The sequence below is a fragment of the Streptomyces sp. I05A-00742 genome (assembly GCF_013055795.1).
GTDB lineage: Bacteria > Actinomycetota > Actinomycetes > Streptomycetales > Streptomycetaceae > Streptomyces.
The window spans coordinates 199,520-217,240 of record NZ_JABETO010000001.1; the positions used below are offsets into that span (position 1 = coordinate 199,520).

Sequence of the window (17,721 nt, forward strand, 5' to 3'; positions counted from 1 at the left end):
AGAGGTGTCCAAGCCGGGTTCTCCATAGGCGATTTCAGGCCACAATGGCGCATGGACATAGCCGAGTTCACCCGAGAGCTTCACCTCATATCCATCGGCTTCCCCTGGGCTTCCCCGCTGTTCGGCACCGGCGGTGGTCAAGGAGCCCGGCAGTTCACCGAATTGGGCCTCGCCCTGCTGCTCTCCTCCCTCATCGGCCTCGAACGCGAACTCCAGCAGAAGAGCGCCGGGCTGCGCACCCACACCCTGGTCGGGGTGGGCAGCGCCCTGTTCGTGGAGGTCTCCCTGCACGGCTTCGGGCCGGCGCACGGCCTGGCCGGGGCGGGCGCGGACGGCTCGCGGGTCGCCGCGCAGGTCGTCTCCGGCATCGGGTTCATCGGCGGCGGCCTGATCTTCGTCCGCCGGGACGCGGTCCGCGGTCTGACCACGGCCGCGACCATCTGGCTGACCTGCGCCGTCGGCATGGCCTGCGGCGGCGGTCTGCCGCTGCTCGGCGCCGCCGCGGCGCTGGTGCACTTCCTGGTCGTCCGCGGCTTCCCGCTGGTGACGCGCCGGCTGACGGCGGCCCCGGCGATCGAGCGGTTCGAGCTGCTGCTCTCCTACCGGACGCGCCGGGGGCTGCTCGGCCGGGTCCTGGAGCTCTGCACCAGCCGCGGGTTCCGGGTGACGGACGTGCAGATCCACTCCGAGGTCCGCGAGAGGGAGCACGAGAACGGGAAGGGCAAGGCGAAGGGGCGCGAGGCCGAGGTGGTGCTCGGGCTGGAGGGACGGGTGCCCGCCCATCCGCTCGTCGAGGAGCTGACGGACTGGGAGGGCATCCTCGGCGTGGGTCTGCGCGCGCACCGGGACAGCACCGAGTGACACCCGAACGGGGTTGGTGTGCGGGCGAGTTCCCCCGCCGCCGGGCGTTCGTCCGCTACCGTGCGGGAGGGGCAGGGGCGGGGTCACCTGACGGACGCCGCCCCTGCCCGTGTCAGCGGCCGGCGGCCGTGATCCTGCGGTAGGCGAGCTCGGCGAGCTGCCGCTGTCCCTGCTTGTTGGGGTGGAACCAGTCCCAGTGGCTGAGGTCGGCGCCGGTGAACCCGTAGGAGTGCACCGAGCCCCCGTCGTAGCGGCAGAGCAGGTCCCGCCGGCAGACGTCCTCCAGAGCGGCGTTGTACTCCTTCACCCGCCGCTCCACCTTCTCCCGCCGCTCCCGGGTGGGGGCGTCCACCAGATCGGAGTCCCGCAGCATCGACGGGCAGATCCCCAGCTTCCACACCTGCTTGCCCAGCGGGTTCTTGCTCCCCTGCGACCACAGCCGCTTGAGGTCCGGCACGCTCGCCACATAGACCTGCGTCTTCGGCAGTGCCCGGCGCAGCTCCTTGAGGGACTTCGCGAAGTCGGCCCGGTACTGCTTCACCGGCGTCATCTCGGCCACGTCGGCCCGGCAGGCGTCGTTGGCCCCGAGCAGCACCGTCACCAGCTGCGGCCGGTTCGGCACGGCCTCGCGCACCTGGCGGGGGAGGTCCGCCATCCTGGCGCCGGTCCTGGCGTGGTTCCAGCTCCGCGTCCGCGGGGAGGGCAGCAGCCGGGAGGCGAGGCTGTCCACCTCGGTGCCGGTCGCCCAGGAGACCTCGGGGCAGTCCTTGAGCAGCCGGCAGGCGTCGAACCCCCGGGTGATGGAGTCACCGAGGGAGGCCATCGAGGTGGGCCGGGTGTTCCAGACGGGTCCGGCGGCGCTCGCTCTGGGCTTGGCGGCGGGCTCCGCCGCCGCGCCCGGCGTCCGGTCGTCGCAGCCCGCGGTGAGCAGCGTCGCGGCGAGCGCCGCGACCGCGGTCAGCGCTGCCGGCGCCGTCAGGGCGGCGCGTGACGGGCGGTCGGTGCTGGTGCGCATCGTCTTCCCTCCGGCCGGGTGATATCGGTTCTGCAACGACGGTACGTCACCCTCACGAGGTCACGGCACGGTAGCTTTTCCTCCGGGGTGACCGAGCTCTTTCCGGTCGTGTCCGCACCTCGGCTCCGCCGGATCACAACACGTCACATCCTGCCCCTTTTCAGGAGATTTGCTCCCAATGGTGTTTACTGTTGGTAACCTCGCGAGCTGGTGCGGGAGGGGCCGTTGGGGCATGCTGTCCGATGCCGCCCCGGGCGGGACCGGTACGCGCGCGAGGCCGCTGGGGAAGGCGAACCTCGAACCGCACTGGAGGTCCCGGTGACGACACGTGGCGTTCTCTACGTGCACTCCGCACCGCGCGCGCTGTGCCCGCACGTCGAATGGGCCGTCGAAGGCGTGCTCGGCGCACGCGTCACGCTCGACTGGATCCGGCAGCCCGCCTCGCCCGGCACCTGGCGCACGGAGTTCTCCTGGCAGGGCCGCCCCGGCACCGCCTCCCGGCTCGCCTCCGCCCTCCGCGGCTGGCACCTGCTCCGCTTCGAGGTGACCGCCGAGCCCTGCGCCGGAGCCGAGGGCGAGCGCTACAGCTCCACTCCCGACCTGGGCATCTTCCACGCGGTCACCGGCATCCACGGCGACATCCTGATCCCCGAGGACCGGCTGCGGGCCGCCGTCGCCCGGGCCCAGCGCGGCGAGACGGACCTGGCGGCGGAGGTGTCCGGGCTCCTCGGGAAGCCCTGGGACGACGAGCTGGAGCCGTTCCGGCACGCCGGGGAGGGCGCGCCCGTGAGGTGGCTGCACCAGGTGGTGTGAGCGGAAGGCTTGCCTTCGAGCGCACTCCAGCTCGTACGGTTCCGGCATGACCGACACCGCTTCCGTCGCCGTTCTCGGCACCGGCATCATGGGCGCCGCCATGGCCCGCAACCTCGCCCGCGCCGGACTCTCCGTCCGCGCCTGGAACCGCGACCGCGCCAAGGCCGAACCGCTCGCCGCCGACGGGGTCCGGATCGCCGGGACCCCCGCCGAGGCCGTCCGCGACGCCGACGTCGTCCTCACCGTGCTGTACGACGGCGCGGCCGTCCTGGACGTCATGCGCCGGGCCGTCCCCGGGCTGCGACGGGGCGCGGTGTGGCTCCAGTCCACCACCGCCGGGCTCGACGTCCTCGACGACTTCGCGGCCCTCGCCGACGAGCACGGCGTCGTCCTCGTGGACGCCCCGGTCCTGGGCACCCGGGCACCGGCCGAGAAGGGCGAGCTCACCGTGCTCGCCGCGGGACCCGCCGCCGTCCGCCCCGGGCTCGCCCCCGTCCTCGACGCGGTGGGCACGCGCACGGTGTGGACGGGCGAGGAGGGCGCCGAGGGCAGCGCCTCCCGGCTCAAGCTGGTGCTCAACAGCTGGGTGCTGACCGTCACCCACGGCGCCGCCGAGGCGCTGGCACTCGCCAAGGGGCTGGGCGTGGACGCCCGGGACTTCCTGGCGGCCGTCGAGGGCGGCCCGCTGGACATGGGCTATCTGCGCGCCAAGTCCGGCCTGCTGCTCGACGGCGCCCTCACCCCGCCGAGCTTCGCCACCACCACCGCCGAGAAGGACGCCCGCCTCATCGTGGCCGCCGGGGAGCGGGCCGGTGTGCGGCTCGACGTCGCCGCGGCCGGCGCGGAGCGCTTCCGGCGGGCCGTCGAACAGGGGCACGGGGACGAGGACATGGCGGCCTCGTACTTCGCGAGCTTCGAGGAGCCGCGGGAGCGGTGACGCGGTGGGCCCGTGGGCTCCGGCGCCTCACGCGTATACATTCGCCCCTGAGGTGACCGCGGTTGTCCGTGGTCGGGGGGAGTGCACGCGATGAACCGGAGAGACGCGGTCAGGACCGCCGTGCTCGGAGTGGCCGGGGCGCTGCTCGGGCTTGCCCTGGTGTTCCTCGTCCTCAACGTCTGGGGCCCGGACCGGTGGTCCGACAGGGGCGCGCGACCGGACGGGGCCGACGCCGCCTTCGGCCTGGACATCGGTCTGGCGGTCCTCGCGATCGCCGCCCTGGCCGCGGGCGTGGCCTGGACCGCGAGGGCGTGGCGCGCGCGGCGCACGGTGGCCGTGATCTCCTGCGGGCTGCTGGTGTCGCTGGTGCCCGGGTGGTACGCCCACGGGGCCCTGATCGGCCCCCGCCTCGACGTCCGCTGGACCGCCCCGCCGTCCTCCGCGGAGACCGCGGGCACATGGGGCGTGGGCAGCACCCTCGTCCGGGCCCGCGCGGACGGGCTCACCGCGTACAACGTCCGCGACGGGGAGGAGCGCTGGACGCTTGCCGCCCCGTCCCGCGAGAGCGTGTGCGCGATGAGCTCCCGTACCGCCGGCGGCACCGGGCTCGTCGCGTTCGCCCGGCACGAGAAGCCGTGCACGACCGCCGCGCTGGTCGACCTCTCCACCGGCCGGACGGTCTGGCGTCGGGCCCTCACAGGCGATGACACCGGCACCGCCGGCACGGACGGCCGGATCGCCCTCGCCGACGGCACCGCCGTGGTGAGCGAGCGGGGCGCCGTACGGGGACTGGACGCGGCCGACGGCAGGCAGCGGTGGATCCGGCGCACCCAGGCCGGCTGCCGGGTCGTCTCCCTCGACGCGGGCGCCCGCCGGGCCGTCCTCGTCGAACGGTGCGGCGCCGCCCGGGACTCCTGGCGGCTGGTCACGCTGGACGCCAGGACCGGCGGCCGGATCGGTGTCAGTGCCCTGCCCGTCGAATCCGACCTCGACGAGTTGCAGGTGCTCTCCGCCGAGCCCGCCGTGCTCCGCTTCAAGGAGCGGGACAGGCGCGGCACCGACGCCCTGCTGGCCTTCGACGACCGCGGCCGCGGGCCGGTCGTCGTCCCGGCCTCCGACCGGCGGCGCGACCTCGTCCTGTACGACGCGTACGGCCGCTTCGCCGCCCGGCCCGCGGGACAGGCCGTGGTCGCCGACGGCATCGTCGTCGCGATCGCGCGGGAGCAGGGGGCGCGCCGCCCCCGGTCCGTCACCGCCCACTCCCTCGCCGACGGGCGGGAGCTGTGGACGAAGCGGTACGGGCGCGACGTCACGGCGCTGGCCCGGCGGGCCGACGGCGACCTGGCTGTGCTGACCACATACGGCTACGACGGGACCGTGCACCGCCTCGACCCGCGCACCGGCCGCGGGGCGGGCGAGGCGCTGCCGGTGAGCGGGCGGGACCGGCTGTTCCCGGTCGGGGCGGTCGATCTCCACCACGACGGCCGCGGCTTCACCTTCACCGTCCCCGGGTCGACCGTCTTCGGCGCCCGCCCCCGGTGAACGCCGAGGGCCCGCCCGGTCGGTGGACGACCGGGCGGGCCCTCGTACGGATGCGTGCGTCAGACCGTCCGCAGCGCGAGCACCACGTTGTGCCCGCCGAAGCCGAACGAGTTGTTGATCGCCGCGATGGTGCCCTCCGGGAGCGGACGGGGCTCGCCGCGGACGATATCCGCGTCGATCTCCTCGTCCAGCTCGTCGATGTTGATGGTCGGCGGGGCGATCCGGTGGTACAGCGCGAGGACGGTCGCGACCGTCTCGATACCGCCGGCACCGCCCAGCAGGTGGCCGGTCATCGACTTGGTGGCGGAGACCGCGACATGGTCGAGGTCGTCGCCCAGGACCTTGCGCAGCGCCTTGATCTCCGCGAGGTCGCCCTGCGGGGTCGAGGTGGCGTGCGCGTTGAGGTGCATCACCTCGGACGGCTTCAGGTCGCTGGAGGCCAGCAGGCCCTGGAGCGCCGCGGCGATGCCCCGGCCGGTGGGCTCGGGCTGCGCGATGTGGTGGCTGTCCGCGGACAGGCCCTGGCCCAGCAGCTCGCAGTAGACGCGGGCGCCGCGCCGGGCGGCGTGCTCGGCGGACTCCAGGACGATGACGCCGGCGCCCTCGCCGAGGACGAAGCCGTCACGGGCCTTGTCGTAGGGGCGGGAGGCCTTCTCCGGCTCGTCGTTGTTCTTGGACATCGCCATCATGCTGGCGAAGGCCGCGACGGGCAGCGGGTGGATGGCCGCCTCGGTGCCTCCGGCGACGACGACGTCGGCACGGCCGGTGCGGATCATCTCCACGGCGTAGCCGATGGCCTCGGCGCCGGACGCGCAGGCGCTGACCGGGGTGTGCACGCCCGCCTGGGCGTTCACCTCCAGGCCGACGTTGGCGGACGGGCTGTTGGGCATCAGCATCGGCACGGTGTGCGGGGAGACGCGGCGGGCGCCCTTCTCCTTGAGCACGTCGTACTGGTCGAGCAGGGTCTGCACGCCGCCGATGCCGGAGGCGATGACCGCGCCCAGCCGCTCGGGGGCGATGGCCGCGTCCTCACCGGCACGGGCGGTGTAGCCCGCGTCGGCCCACGCCTCGCGGGCCGCGATCAGCGCGAACTGCGCCGACCGGTCCAGCTTGCGGGTGAGGGGGCGGGGCAGGACCTCGGAGGGGTCCACCGCGGCCGTGGCGGCGATGCGGACCGGGAGGTCGGCGAACCGCTCGCCCTCCAGGGCCTTCACACCGGAGCGACCGGCGAGCAGCCCTTCCCAGGTAGATGCGCTGTCGCCACCCAGCGGTGTGGTTGCGCCGATACCGGTGACGACCACGGTGCGATTGGTCGAGTTCACAGGAATTCTGTCTCCACGAATAGAGGTGCTGGAACCGCCACCCGCCGGGGTGGCGACGAACGCGGGAATCAGTCCTGGTGCTTCAGGATGTAGTCGGCCGCGTCACCGACCGTCTTGAGGCCCTTGACGTCCTCGTCCGGGATCTTCACGTCGAAGCGCTCCTCGGCGGCGACGACGACCTCGACCATGGACAGCGAGTCGACGTCCAGGTCGTCGGTGAAGGACTTGTCCAGCTTGACGTCCTCGACCGGGATGCCGGCGATCTCGTTGACGATGTCGGCGAGGCCCTTGAGGATCTCTTCCTGCGTGGCGGCCATGGTGGCGCTCCTTAATTGTGCGGTGGTTCTCGAAAAACTGCTTAGGGAACTGCGGTGGAGAGCTCCGCACCGTGGTCGGCCGGTGCCGGTCCGTGCGGATCTCGCCTAGGGGAGGGTAACGACCGTCGCGGCGAACACGAGACCCGCCCCGAAGCCGATGAGCAGCGCGGTGTCACCGCTCTTCGCCGCCCCGGTGGCCAGAAGGCGCTCCATGGCGAGCGGGATGGAGGCCGCCGATGTGTTGCCGGTGGTCTCCACGTCCCGCGCGACCACGACATTCTCGGGCAGCTTCAGCGTTTTGACCATCGAGTCGATGATGCGCATGTTCGCCTGGTGCGGAATGAAGACGTCCAGGTCCTCGGCGGTGATCCCGGCCTCGTCCAGCGCCTGCTGGGCGACCTTCGCCATCTCGAAGACGGCCCAGCGGAAGACCGCCTGGCCCTCCTGGGTGATGGCCGGGAACCGGACCTCGGTGCCCTCGCGGTAGACGTCCCACGGCAGGTTCTGGCGGATGGTCTCGGACTTGTCGCCCTCCGAGCCCCACACCGTGGGGCCCATCGCGGGCTCCTCGGCCGGGCCCACGACCACGGCGCCGGCGCCGTCGCCGAACAGGAACGCGGTGGAGCGGTCGTCCAGGTCCGTCAGGTCCGACAGTCGCTCGACGCCGATGACCAGCACATATTCGGCCGAACCGTCGATCACCAGGCCCTTGGCCATGGTCAGGCCGTAGCCGAAGCCCGCACAGCCGGCGGAGATGTCGAAGGCGGCCGGCTTCCCGGCGCCGATCCGGTGGGCGATCTCGGTGGCGATGGCCGGGGTCTGCTTGAAGTGCGACACCGTCGAGACCAGCACGGCGCCGATCTGCTCCGGGGTGATCCCGGCGTCCGCGATGGCCTTGCCCGCGGCCTCCACGGACATGGTGGCCACCGTCTCCTCGGGGCCGGCCCAGTGCCGGGTGGCGATGCCGGAGCGCGAGCGGATCCACTCGTCGGAGGAGTCGATGCGCTTGAGGATCTCCTCGTTGGGCACCACGCGCACCGGGCGGTAGCCGCCCACGCCCATGATGCGGGCGTAGGGCGCGCCCTTGGCGGCCTTGATCTTGGCAGTCATGTCCGGGGCTCCTTACGCGGCCGGTGAATCGGCGGCCGGGGCGGACGCGTCGCCACTGTGCCCGGCGATCAGCTCGCGGGCGGCGTCCAGGTCGGCGGGCGTCTTGAGGGCCAGCGTCCGCACGCCCGGCAGGGCGCGCTTCGCGATGCCCGTCAGGGTGCCGCCGGGTGCCGCTTCGATGATCGCCGTGACGCCCAGCTCCTTGAAGGTCTCCATGCACAGGTCCCAGCGGACCGGGTTGGCCACCTGGCCGACCAGCCGCGCCACGACCTCGGCGCCGTCCGTCACCACCGCTCCGTCGCGGTTGGAGACGTAGCGGGTGCGCGGGGCGGCCGGGTCCAGCTCGCGGGCCGCCGTCTCCAGCACCGAGACGGCCGGGGCCATGTGCTCGGTGTGGAACGCGCCCGCGACCTTCAGCGGCACCACGCGGCGGGTGCCCTCGGGCTTGTCCTCGGCGAGCGCCGCCAGCTGTTCCATGGTACCGGCGGCGACGATCTGACCGGCGCCGTTGACGTTCGCCGGGGTCAGGCCGAGCTTCTCCAGATGCGGGAGGACGACGTCGGCCTCACCGCCCAGCAGCGCGGACATACCGGTCTCGGTGACGGCCGCGGCCTCGGCCATGGCCAGGCCCCGCCTGCGGACCAGCCGCAGGGCGTCCCGCTCGGTCAGCACGCCCGTGAGGGCGGCGGCGGCGAGCTCGCCGACGCTGTGGCCGGCGGCGGCGCCGACCCGGCGGGCGACGGCGTCCGTGGTGTCGGTGCCGGGGAAGAGCTGCCCGGCGGACACCAGCGCGGCCGCGACCAGCAGCGGCTGGGCGACGGCGGTGTCACGGATCTCTTCCTCGCCGGCGGTCGTGCCGTAGTGGACGAGGTCCAGGTCGATGGCCTCCGACCAGTCCCGCAGGCGGTCGGCGACGCCGGGGAGGTCGAGCCAGGGGGTCAGGAAGCCGGGCGTCTGAGCGCCCTGGCCGGGAGCGACGAGTACGAGCACCCTCACACTCTCTCTCGTGGACGGGTTCCGCGACCCGTGGGGACAGGGACGAAGAACCGTCAGGGGAATTGTTTGCGTTCCACAAAAGCCTACGGCTGTCACTCGGCGTCGGCCAGACGCCCCAGGATCAGCGCGATACGCAGGGTGAAGGCGGAACGGACATCCGAGGGCGACCACCCGGTGACGTCCGTCACACGTCGGAGCCGGTATCGCACGGTGTTTGGATGGACGAACAGCATGCGTGCCGCGCCCTCCAGGCTGCTCGCCTGCTCCAGGTAGACGCTCAGCGTCTCCAGCAGCGCGGAGCCCGCTTCCTCCAACGGTCTGTAGATCTCCTCCACCAACTGCACGCGGGCCACAGAATCCCCGGCCATCGCGCGCTCCGGCAGCAGGTCGTCCGCGAGCACCGGGCGGGGGGCGTCCGGCCAGGCCGCGCACGCCTTCAGCCCGGCGGCGGCGGCCTGCGCGGAGCGGGTCGCCGCCAGCAGGTCGGGGACGACGGGACCGGCCACCACCGGTCCGGCGGCGAACGGCCCGAGCAGCGCCTTCGCGGCCTGCAACGGGTTGTCGCTGCCACCGACGATCACCACCAGCCGGTCGCCCAGCACCCCCGTCAGCACCTGGAGCTTGGCGTGCCGGGAGGCCCGTCGGATGGCCTCCACGGTCAGCTCGCTGTCGCCGTTCGGCGCCGTCCCCAGCACCACCGCCACATGCGCGGGCGAGTTCCAGCCCAGCGCCGCGGCCCGGGACAGCACCCCCTCGTCGGCCTCGCCCGACAGCACGGCGTTGACCACCAGCGACTCCAGCCGGGCGTCCCAGGCGCCCCGCGCCTCGGCCGCCTGGGCGTACACCTGGGCGGTGGCGAACGCGATCTCCCGGGCGTAGACCAGCAGCGCCTCGCGCAGCGACGACTCGTCGCCCGGCGCGGCCACCTCGTCGATGGCCGATTCCATGACCTCGATCGTCGTCCGGACCATCTCCACGGTCTGGCGCAGAGTGATCGCCCGGGTCAGCTCGCGGGGAGCGGTCCCGAAGACGTCCGTGCTGATCGCCTGCGGGGTCTCCGGGTGCCGGAACCATTCGGTGAAGGCCGCGATACCGGCCTGGGCCACCAGACCGATCCACGAACGGTTCTCCGGAGGCATCGCCCGGTACCACGGAAGCTGCGCGTCCATCCTGGCGATGGCGGCCGCGGCCAGCGTCCCGGACGACTTCTCCAGGTTGCGCAGGGTGGCGCTGTGCGGATGCGGGGGGTGAGCGGCGGATTCAGGCACGGGCACAAGCCTGCCCTATTCGGGTCCGGTGCGGGGCGGCCGGGCTACCGTAGCCCGATGATCGAGGCGCGGATCCAGGTGCGGCGGGCGGCGGAACGTTACCGGGGCGGGGACCCGGCCGCCGGGATCGAGACCCGCCACGCCTTCTCCTTCTCCGGTTTCTACGACCCCGACAACGTGCGCTTCGGCCCGCTCGTCGCCTGCAACGAGGAGCACCTCGCCCCCGGCGCCGGCTTCGCCGAACACCCCCATCGCGATGTGGAGATCGTCACCTGGGTGGTGGAGGGCGAGCTCACTCACGAGGACTCCGCCGGGCATGTCGCCGTGGTGCGGCGGGGGGATGTGCAGTGGCTCAGCGCGGGGGAGGGGGTGCGGCATGTGGAGCGGAACGCGGGGGGTGTGCCGCTGCGGTTCGTGCAGATGTGGCTTTCGCCGCTGGAGGGTGGGGGGTCGCCGTCTTACGGGGTGGAGCGGGCGGTTTCCGACGGGGCCGTGTGTCACTTGCGCCGGGCCGGTGCGGTGCTGCATGTGCGGCGGTTGGGGGCCGGGGAGCGGTGTGCTCTGCCCGGGGCGCAGTGGTTGTACGTGCATGTGGTGCGGGGATCCTTGCGGATCGGGGAGTACGTGGTGGGGGCGGGGGATGCGGCGCGGATTCAGGATGCGGTGGAGGTGGATGGGGTTGCGTTGGGGGAGGGGGCGGAGTTGGTGGTGTGGGAGATGCATGCGGAGGTGCGGTTTCCTTGAGGGAGGTTGCCCCTGGCCCGCCCTTTCACCGTTTCTGCGGGGGCGCCCCGCATCCCCCCTGAAACCGCGCGAAGCGCGCTTCGCGGGGGTGCGGGGCCTCACCCCCCAGCGATTTCCAAAAGCACCGCATCCGTCAGTGACGGCCACGCCTCCACCGCCCAGGCCCCGAACGCCCGGTCCGCCAGCGCCACACAAGCCGCACCCGCGTCGGGATCCACCCACAGGAACGTCCCGGACTGCCCGAAGTGACCGTAAGTACGGGGCGAGCTCGAAGTACCCGTCCAGTGCGGCGACTTGCCGTCGCGCAGCTCGAAGCCGAGCCCCCAGTCGTTCGGCTTGTGGTGGCCGTAGCCGGGGAGGACGCCGTTCAGGCCGGGGAAGACGACGCGGGTGGCCTCGTCGAGGGTGGTGCGGGAGAGCAGGCGCGGGGACTGGAGTTCGGCGGCGAAGCGGATGAGGTCGTCGATGGTGGAGACGCCGTCCTTGGCGGGGGAGCCGGGGAGGTCGGTGGCGGTCATGCCGAGGGGTTCGAGGACCGCCTGGCGGAGGTACTCGGGGAAGGGGATGTCGGTGGCCTTGGCGATGTGGTCGCCGAGGACGTCGAAGCCGGCGTTGGAGTAGAGCCGCCGGGTGCCGGGCTCGGCCATGGTCCGGTCCTCGTCGAAGGCCAGTCCGGAGGTGTGGGCGAGGAGGTGACGGACCGTGGAACCGGTCGGCCCGGCCGGCTCGTCCAGCTCGACGGCGCCCTCCTCGACGGCGATCAGCATGGCGTAGGCGGCGAGCGGTTTGGTGACGGAGGCCAGGGCGAACCGGTGTCCGGCCGGCCCGTGCGTTCCGGCCACCGTGCCGTCGGCCCGTACGACGGCCGCCGCCGCGGTCGGCACCGGCCAGTTCTCGATCTTCCGCAGGCTCTCCATGGAACGAGCCTAACCCGGCCGGAACCGACCAAGATTCCGTCAAGTATGCGAAGGTCCGGAGTGTGCCGCGGCCTTCCGGCGTTGAGAGAGCGCACAGGGTCCGGATGGGCCCGGCGGGACACAAGGGGGAACCGTATGACCGTGATCGACACCGCACCGGTACGCACCGGGCGGCGCCCGCAGGGCCGGGACCGGTACACGATCGGCGAAGTGGCCGACTACGCCGGGCTCTCCGCGCACACCCTGCGCTGGTACGAGCGGATCGGGCTGATGCCGCACGTCGACCGCTCCCACACCGGGCAGCGCCGCTACACCGACCGCGATCTGGACTGGCTGGACCTGGTCGGCAAGCTGCGGCTGACCGGCATGCCGGTGGCGGACATGGTCCGCTACGCCGAGCTGGTGCGCGAGGGCGACGGCACCGTGGCCGAGCGCGAACGGCTGCTGAGCACGCACCGCGAGGACGTCAGACGGCGCGTCGCGGAGCTCCAGGGCACGCTCGACGTCCTCGACCACAAGATCGACCGGTATGCCGAGGTCCGGCGGGCGACCGAGGCGGGACTGGCGCACCGGTGACCGCCGTCCGGCCCGGGGCGTCACGCCTCCCCGGGCCGGACCAGCCCCGACTCATAGGCGAAGATCACCACTTGGGCGCGGTCCCGCAGCCCCAGCTTGGCCAGGACCCGCCCGATGTGCGTCTTCACCGTCTGCTCCGCCAGCACCAGCGAGCCCGCGATCTCCTGGTTGGAGAGCCCCCGGGCGATCAGTTCCAGCACCTCCGTCTCGCGGGGCGTCAGACCCTTCAGGCGCAGCGAGCGGTCCCGGCGCGGGGCGGGGCGCTGCTGGGCGAAGTCGGCGATGAGGCGGCGCGTCACGGACGGCGCGAGCAGCGCCTCGCCGGCCGCCACCACGCGGACCGCCGAGATGAGGTCGGCCGGCGGCGCGTCCTTGAGGAGAAAGCCCGAGGCACCGGCGCGCAGCGCCTCGTAGACGTAGTCGTCCACGTCGAAGGTGGTCAGCATCAGCACCTTCGGGCGGTGCACGACGCCACGCGGGGGGTCGAGGAGCCTGCGGGCCGCCTCCAGGCCGTCCATCTCCGGCATGCGGACGTCCATCAGCACCACGTCCGGGTGCGTGGTGCGGCTCAGTTCCACGCCCCGGAGGCCGTCGGGGGCGTCACCGACCACGTCGATGTCGGGCTGGGCGGCGAGCAGCGCGGCGAAGCCCGCCCGCACCATCGCCTGGTCGTCGACGATGATCACCTTGATGGTCATGCGGCCGGGGGTTCCTTCGCTGTCGGTGCGGTTGTCGAGTCGGTCGTCGGGTCGGTCGTCGTCCCGGGTCCGTCCGGGGTGGCGGGCACCTCCGCCGCGTACGGCAGCCGGGCCGCCACGCGGAAGCCGCCGTCCGGCAGGGGGCCGGTGTCGAGGGTGCCGCCGACCAGGCGGACGCGCTCGCGCATGCCCACCAGGCCGTGGCCGGTGCCGGTGGTCTCCAGCGGGACGTGCGGCCGTCCTGCGGGGTCGTTGACGACCACCACGGTCAGCCCCTCCGCGTCCGCCGCGACCGACACCCGGGTGACCGCGCCCGGCGCGTGCCGCACCGCGTTGGCCAGGGCCTCCTGGACGATGCGGTACGCGGAGAGGTCCACGGCCTGCGGGACGGTCTCCGGCAGCGCCTCCCGGTCCACCGACAGCTCCACGGGCTGCCCCGCCCGCACCGTCGCCTCCACCAGCTGCCCGATCCGGTCCACCCCCGGCTGCGGCGTCCGCTCGCCCCCGCCCGCGCCGGTGTCCTCGCTGCGCAGCACGCCCAGCAGCCGCCGCATCTCGCCGAGCGACTCGCGGGCGGTGGCGGCGATCGTGCCGAACTCCTCCGTCGCCTCCTGCGGCAGGCCGGCGATGCGGTACGGGGCGCTGTCCGCCTGCACGGTGATCACCGACATGTGGTGGGCGACCACGTCGTGCAGCTCCCGGGCGATCCGCGCCCGCTCCTCCAGCAGCGTTCTGCGGGCTCGTTCGGCCTCGCTGATGACCTCCTGCTCGGCCAGCGCGCGGCGGGCGGCGCTGCTCTGCCGGACCGCGCCGCCGATCAGCATCAGCATGCCGCCGAGAATGACGACAATCAGCCAGCTGCCGCTGGGCCCGTGCGGCGCCGACGCGTCCAGGCCCCAGCTCGCCCCGGTGACCAGGGCCCAGACGGCGACGAGAGTCCGGGGACGTGCGCGCAGCCCGACGAGGAGCATCATCAGCAGCAGCACGATGATCAGCGGCGGTGGCCAGGGCCAGATGTCGCCCGGCCGCGGGGCCGGCAGCACGAAGAGGGCGGCGCAGAGCCCGACCGTGAAGGTGATCGCCCACGCGAGCAGCGGCCTGCGGACGGCCAGCAGCAGCGGTGCCGTCTCCAGCGTGGCGAGGAGCAGCGCGAGTTCGCCGTTGTGCACCTCGTAGGTGTTCGCCAGCAACGTCGACGTCGTCGGCAGCAGGATGGCGGTCAGGGCCGCCGCGAACCCGTACGGCAGCCGGCGGACGAACCGGCTCCGGGAGCGGGCGAGCAGGGGCTCGGGGGGGCCGGTGGGGGTGAGGAGGTCGCGTACGAGCGCGAGGGGGGCGGGCGGCATAGCCCGTTCAGGTTATGCGGGGTGGGGGTTCGGGACGGGGGGGGGGTGCCCCGGTCCCGCCCTTTCACCGTTTCTGCGGGGAGGGCCCCGCGCCCCCTGAAACCGCGCTCCGCGCGGTTGTCCTCAAACGCCGGACGGGCTGAAGTCAGCCCGTCCGGCGTTTGAGGACAAGCGGCGAAGCCGCTTTCGGGGGTCCGGGGCCCTCCCCGGGAAACGGTGAAAGGGCGGGACCGGGGCTAAAGCTCCGCCAGCAGCTCCGCCTTCTTCGCGCTGAACTCCGCGTCCGTCAGCAGCCCCGCCGAGTGCAGATCCCCCAGGTGCCGGATGCGATCGGCGATCGCCCCGGGGTCCGGCCGTGCGGCGGGAGCAGGGGCCGGGACCGCCGGCACCGCCGGAGACGTGGCGCGGACCGCTTCGAGGACGGCGGCGGCGAAGGGCAGGGACTCGTGGACGGGGCCGTAGCCCATGCCGAAGACGACGGAGGCGGGGTCCTGGTCGGCCTGGCCGGGGGCGGGCCGTTCGGGGTCGCGCTGGACGAGCCGGAGGTGGCCGCCCATGAGGTCGGGGGAGCGCCACTGGACGTCGGAGAGCCCGCCGACGGGGAAGCGCTGGTCGCCGGCCTTCCACTTGGCGGAGGTGGCGCCGGACCAGAACCAGCGGAAGGAGACGGTTCTGCCGTCGAAGGAGGCCCGGCCGTCGTACGCCTTGAAGGACCGCGGCGGCTCGGGGGCGACGACGAGGGGACGCTCGGCGGGCTCGGCGGCGCGGGCGCCGAGGCGGGTCCGTATCTCCTCGGCGTAGTACTCCGCGAGGAGGGCGTGCTCGGCGGGCAGGACCAGGCGGTAGGGGTCGGTGCCGTCCTTGAGCTGCCCGGCGGCGGCGTCCATCAGCGGATCGGCCCCGGGCCGGGGCACGGCGTGCAGCACCACCGTGCCCCGCCTGCCCGGCGCGTGATCGACCGCCGCGAGCGCCTCGTAGGGGATGCGCCGTTCACCGAGCGCCTGGAACAGCTTCGGTGTGCGGATCCCCCGTTCGAAGCGGATGAGCACGGAGTCCGTGTCGAACTCCCAGACGGTGTGGAAACCGGCCAGCACATCACCCATGCGGGTCATCGTATGCGGCGCCCGCCCGCGCGTCCCCCCTCCGGGCGCTACGCGCGTCATGCCGGAGCGGGGGCATCAGCCGAGGAGGGTGGTGTGGTCGGCACAGTCCGTGTCGGACGGGGAGCAGCGGATTCCGCTGACGTCGCCGGTGCCGAGGCGGGCGAAGTTGGCGAGGCTGGTGGTGCCCGGTCGGAAGTAGCCGGTGTGCCCCTCGGCGTCGGCGGCGGACAGCAGGCGGGCGCCGAAGCCCGTCGAGACCGGGTCCGCGCCGTGGCCGAGGCCGCCGACCTCCAGGTGCGGGACGTCCCGGATCCAGTCGTCGGCGTCGCGCATCGCCCATATCCGGGCACTGGTGCGCAGCTCGGAGACGTGCCGGGCGCGCATACCGGGGCTGCCGGCCACGGCGATGTCGGTGACGCGGGGGTCGAGCTCGCGGGCGGCCACGCCGCACACCACCGAGCCGTAGCTGTGGCAGAACAGCGAGACGGAGGAGCCGGCGGGCAGTCCGCGCACCAGGGAGCGCAGCCGGAGGGCGCCCTCGGCGGCCAGCTTGCCGGTGGCGGCGTCCACACCGACTCCGGCGGGGGAGGTGTAGTCGGCCCAGGCGATGACGGCGGTACGGGCGGCGGGGCGGGTGCTGCGCTCCGTGGTGTACAGGGCGTCGGCCATACCGACGGGGGCCGTGTACGGACGGCCGCTCTTCTCAAAGGTGAGGAGGTTCGTATCGACACCGGGCACCACGACGGAGACGCGGTCGGCGCGGCCGAGGTCGCCGAAGACCTCGGCGACCCGTCCGGTGCCGCCGGGGTCGAAGGCGAGGATCTGCCGGCCGCGGGACAGCAGTGAGTCGAAGCGGTGCAGGCGCCGGCCGGCCTCGACGCGGCCGGCCGGGGAGAGGGCCTTGTCCTGGGCGCGGCGCTTCTCGACCTCGCGGGCCTGGGTGAGCGCCGTCCGGTTGGCGCGGTACCGCAGGTCCAGGGGGGCGCCGTTGAGGTTGCCGACGACGAGGGGGTAGCGGTCGGCGAGCCGGGTGCGGTCGGCCCCGGAGAGCGAGGCGAAGAAGCGCCCGAGGGTGCCGGGTTCCGCGTACGGGGACGGCAGCCGGTGCCCGGCGACGCTGCCGTGCAGCCAGGCGGTGAGTGCCGCCCGCCGGGGGTCGGTGTCCCCTCCGTGATGGCGCACGGCCGTCCAGCCGGTCGTGGCGAGCATGACGAAGACCACGGCGAGCGCGAGCAGGGCGCGCCAGACCGTGGCCGCGTTCGTCCACGGCAGAGGGGATGGGGAGCCGAGCTCCGGGAAGGAAGTCACCGCGGACCACCCTAGGAGAAACAGGAGCGCGTCCGCCAAGACAGTGATGGGTCTCACGTTTGACGGAAAGTGACGCTGGACATATGTGCGCCGCCTCACTCCGGGCCCGCGGAGGTGACGCCGGTGCCGAGCGGGCCGGCCGGCCGTGGTTACGCGTGCTCCGGCGGCACCCGCCAGTCCTCCGTCAGCGCGGGGCCGAGCAGGTCGAGGTAGTCCGTGACGAGCCGGAGGAGGTCGTCCAGGTCACCGTTCTCCTTCTCGCCCCAGACCCGGGACGCCGCCCGCATCACCCCGCTGCACGCCGCCACCAGCACCCGGGGGCGGGGGTCGCCGGCCAGGTCGAGGTCCTCGCGGCGGGCGATCTCCGCCGCCAGCCGGTCCTCGAAGTGGCCGAGCCTGCGCAGCCGGGCGGCGAGGAGCTGCGGGGTCGACTCGATCATGCGCTGGGTGCGCAGGTGCAGGCCGAGGGGGACGACCGCCTCGATGGCCCGGCTCATCGCCCCCCAGGAGGCCATGGCCGCGTTGCACAGCGCCGTGAGCGGCAACTCCTCCGGCGGGCGGGCCTCCAGGGCGGCGAGGGCGACCTCTTCCTCCACCTCCTGGAGGGCGAGGGCGACCTCCTCCTTGTTGGCGAAGTAGCGGAAGAACGTGCGCTGCGAGACGTCGGCCGCCTCGGCGATCTCGTCGACGGTGGTGCCGTCGTAGCCCTGGCGGGCGAACAGCTCCAGCGCGCACCGCGTCAGGGTGTTCCGCGTCCGCTGCTTCTTGCGCTCCCGCAGTCCGGGAAGCGCCTCACGCTCCGCCACGCCATCGATCGCCTGCATGAGTCCCTGCCTCTGCTCGGTGTT

At 73.4% G+C, this 17,721-nt stretch carries 18 protein-coding genes; 6 read left to right on the forward strand and 12 right to left on the reverse strand.

Annotated features, from left to right (window positions below):
* The first annotated feature begins 51 nt into the window (after positions 1 to 51).
* A complete protein-coding gene (locus tag HN013_RS00940) occupies positions 52 to 861 on the forward strand; it encodes an MgtC/SapB family protein (protein ID WP_171161821.1) in 810 nt (269 codons plus the stop codon).
* A gap of 112 nt (positions 862 to 973) precedes the next feature.
* On the opposite strand, the gene HN013_RS00945 is transcribed toward HN013_RS00940, so the two are convergent.
* Entirely contained in the window at positions 974 to 1,876 is a 903-nt protein-coding gene (locus HN013_RS00945) for an SGNH/GDSL hydrolase family protein (RefSeq protein ID WP_171161823.1), read from the reverse strand.
* Positions 1,877 to 2,194: 318 nt separating this feature from the next.
* On the opposite strand from HN013_RS00945, the gene HN013_RS00950 reads away from it, so the two are divergent.
* From HN013_RS00950 to HN013_RS00960, 3 genes are all read left to right on the forward strand, one after another.
* Positions 2,195 to 2,689 (forward strand): DUF3145 domain-containing protein, encoded by a 495-nt coding sequence (locus tag HN013_RS00950; protein WP_171161825.1) that lies wholly within the window; start codon positions 2,195 to 2,197, stop codon positions 2,687 to 2,689.
* A gap of 46 nt (positions 2,690 to 2,735) precedes the next feature.
* Entirely contained in the window at positions 2,736 to 3,626 is an 891-nt protein-coding gene (locus HN013_RS00955; protein ID WP_171161827.1) for an NAD(P)-dependent oxidoreductase, read from the forward strand.
* Between the two features lie 90 nt (positions 3,627 to 3,716).
* Positions 3,717 to 5,168: a PQQ-binding-like beta-propeller repeat protein gene (locus HN013_RS00960; protein ID WP_171161828.1), complete on the forward strand. Its 1,452-nt coding sequence runs from the start codon at positions 3,717 to 3,719 to the stop codon at positions 5,166 to 5,168.
* Between the two features lie 59 nt (positions 5,169 to 5,227).
* On the opposite strand, the gene fabF is transcribed toward HN013_RS00960, so the two are convergent.
* The 5 genes from fabF to HN013_RS00985 all read right to left on the reverse strand — a co-directional run bounded on the left by fabF (position 5,228) and on the right by HN013_RS00985 (position 10,181).
* Positions 5,228 to 6,490 (reverse strand): beta-ketoacyl-ACP synthase II, encoded by a 1,263-nt coding sequence (gene fabF, locus HN013_RS00965; protein ID WP_171161830.1) that lies wholly within the window; start codon positions 6,488 to 6,490, stop codon positions 5,228 to 5,230.
* A 68-nt stretch (positions 6,491 to 6,558) separates the two neighbouring features.
* Positions 6,559 to 6,807, reverse strand: coding sequence for an acyl carrier protein (locus HN013_RS00970; protein ID WP_171161832.1), 249 nt, complete (start codon positions 6,805 to 6,807; stop codon positions 6,559 to 6,561).
* A gap of 105 nt (positions 6,808 to 6,912) precedes the next feature.
* Positions 6,913 to 7,917, reverse strand: coding sequence for a ketoacyl-ACP synthase III (locus HN013_RS00975; protein WP_171161834.1), 1,005 nt, complete (start codon positions 7,915 to 7,917; stop codon positions 6,913 to 6,915).
* 12 nt (positions 7,918 to 7,929) lie between these two features.
* Positions 7,930 to 8,907: an ACP S-malonyltransferase gene (locus HN013_RS00980; RefSeq protein ID WP_171161836.1), complete on the reverse strand. Its 978-nt coding sequence runs from the start codon at positions 8,905 to 8,907 to the stop codon at positions 7,930 to 7,932.
* Positions 8,908 to 9,005: 98 nt separating this feature from the next.
* Positions 9,006 to 10,181, reverse strand: coding sequence for a helix-turn-helix domain-containing protein (locus HN013_RS00985; RefSeq protein ID WP_171161838.1), 1,176 nt, complete (start codon positions 10,179 to 10,181; stop codon positions 9,006 to 9,008).
* A 57-nt stretch (positions 10,182 to 10,238) separates the two neighbouring features.
* On the opposite strand from HN013_RS00985, the gene HN013_RS00990 reads away from it, so the two are divergent.
* The gene (locus HN013_RS00990; protein WP_171161840.1) at positions 10,239 to 10,925 is read left to right on the forward strand and encodes a pirin family protein; all 687 of its coding nucleotides are present in this window, start codon (positions 10,239 to 10,241) and stop codon (positions 10,923 to 10,925) included.
* A gap of 98 nt (positions 10,926 to 11,023) precedes the next feature.
* Here HN013_RS00990 and HN013_RS00995 read toward each other — a convergent pair whose 3' ends face one another.
* Positions 11,024 to 11,842 (reverse strand): serine hydrolase, encoded by an 819-nt coding sequence (locus HN013_RS00995; protein WP_171161842.1) that lies wholly within the window; start codon positions 11,840 to 11,842, stop codon positions 11,024 to 11,026.
* Positions 11,843 to 11,977: 135 nt separating this feature from the next.
* On the opposite strand from HN013_RS00995, the gene HN013_RS01000 reads away from it, so the two are divergent.
* A complete protein-coding gene (locus tag HN013_RS01000; RefSeq protein ID WP_171161844.1) occupies positions 11,978 to 12,418 on the forward strand; it encodes a MerR family transcriptional regulator in 441 nt (146 codons plus the stop codon).
* Between the two features lie 20 nt (positions 12,419 to 12,438).
* Here the strand turns inward: HN013_RS01000 and HN013_RS01005 are convergent, their stop codons facing one another.
* From HN013_RS01005 to HN013_RS01025, 5 genes are all read right to left on the reverse strand, one after another.
* Entirely contained in the window at positions 12,439 to 13,116 is a 678-nt protein-coding gene (locus HN013_RS01005; protein ID WP_171161847.1) for a response regulator transcription factor, read from the reverse strand.
* Positions 13,113 to 14,462, reverse strand: a complete 1,350-nt coding sequence (locus tag HN013_RS01010) for a sensor histidine kinase (RefSeq protein ID WP_171161849.1) — start codon at positions 14,460 to 14,462, stop codon at positions 13,113 to 13,115. Before HN013_RS01010 ends, HN013_RS01005 begins: the two co-directional genes overlap by 4 nt.
* A gap of 236 nt (positions 14,463 to 14,698) precedes the next feature.
* Entirely contained in the window at positions 14,699 to 15,565 is an 867-nt protein-coding gene (locus HN013_RS01015) for a DUF4429 domain-containing protein (RefSeq protein ID WP_171161851.1), read from the reverse strand.
* A 75-nt stretch (positions 15,566 to 15,640) separates the two neighbouring features.
* The gene (locus tag HN013_RS01020) at positions 15,641 to 16,873 is read right to left on the reverse strand and encodes an alpha/beta hydrolase (RefSeq protein WP_312018449.1); all 1,233 of its coding nucleotides are present in this window, start codon (positions 16,871 to 16,873) and stop codon (positions 15,641 to 15,643) included.
* 149 nt (positions 16,874 to 17,022) lie between these two features.
* Entirely contained in the window at positions 17,023 to 17,697 is a 675-nt protein-coding gene (locus HN013_RS01025; RefSeq protein ID WP_171161853.1) for a TetR family transcriptional regulator, read from the reverse strand.
* Positions 17,698 to 17,721: the final 24 nt, after the last annotated feature.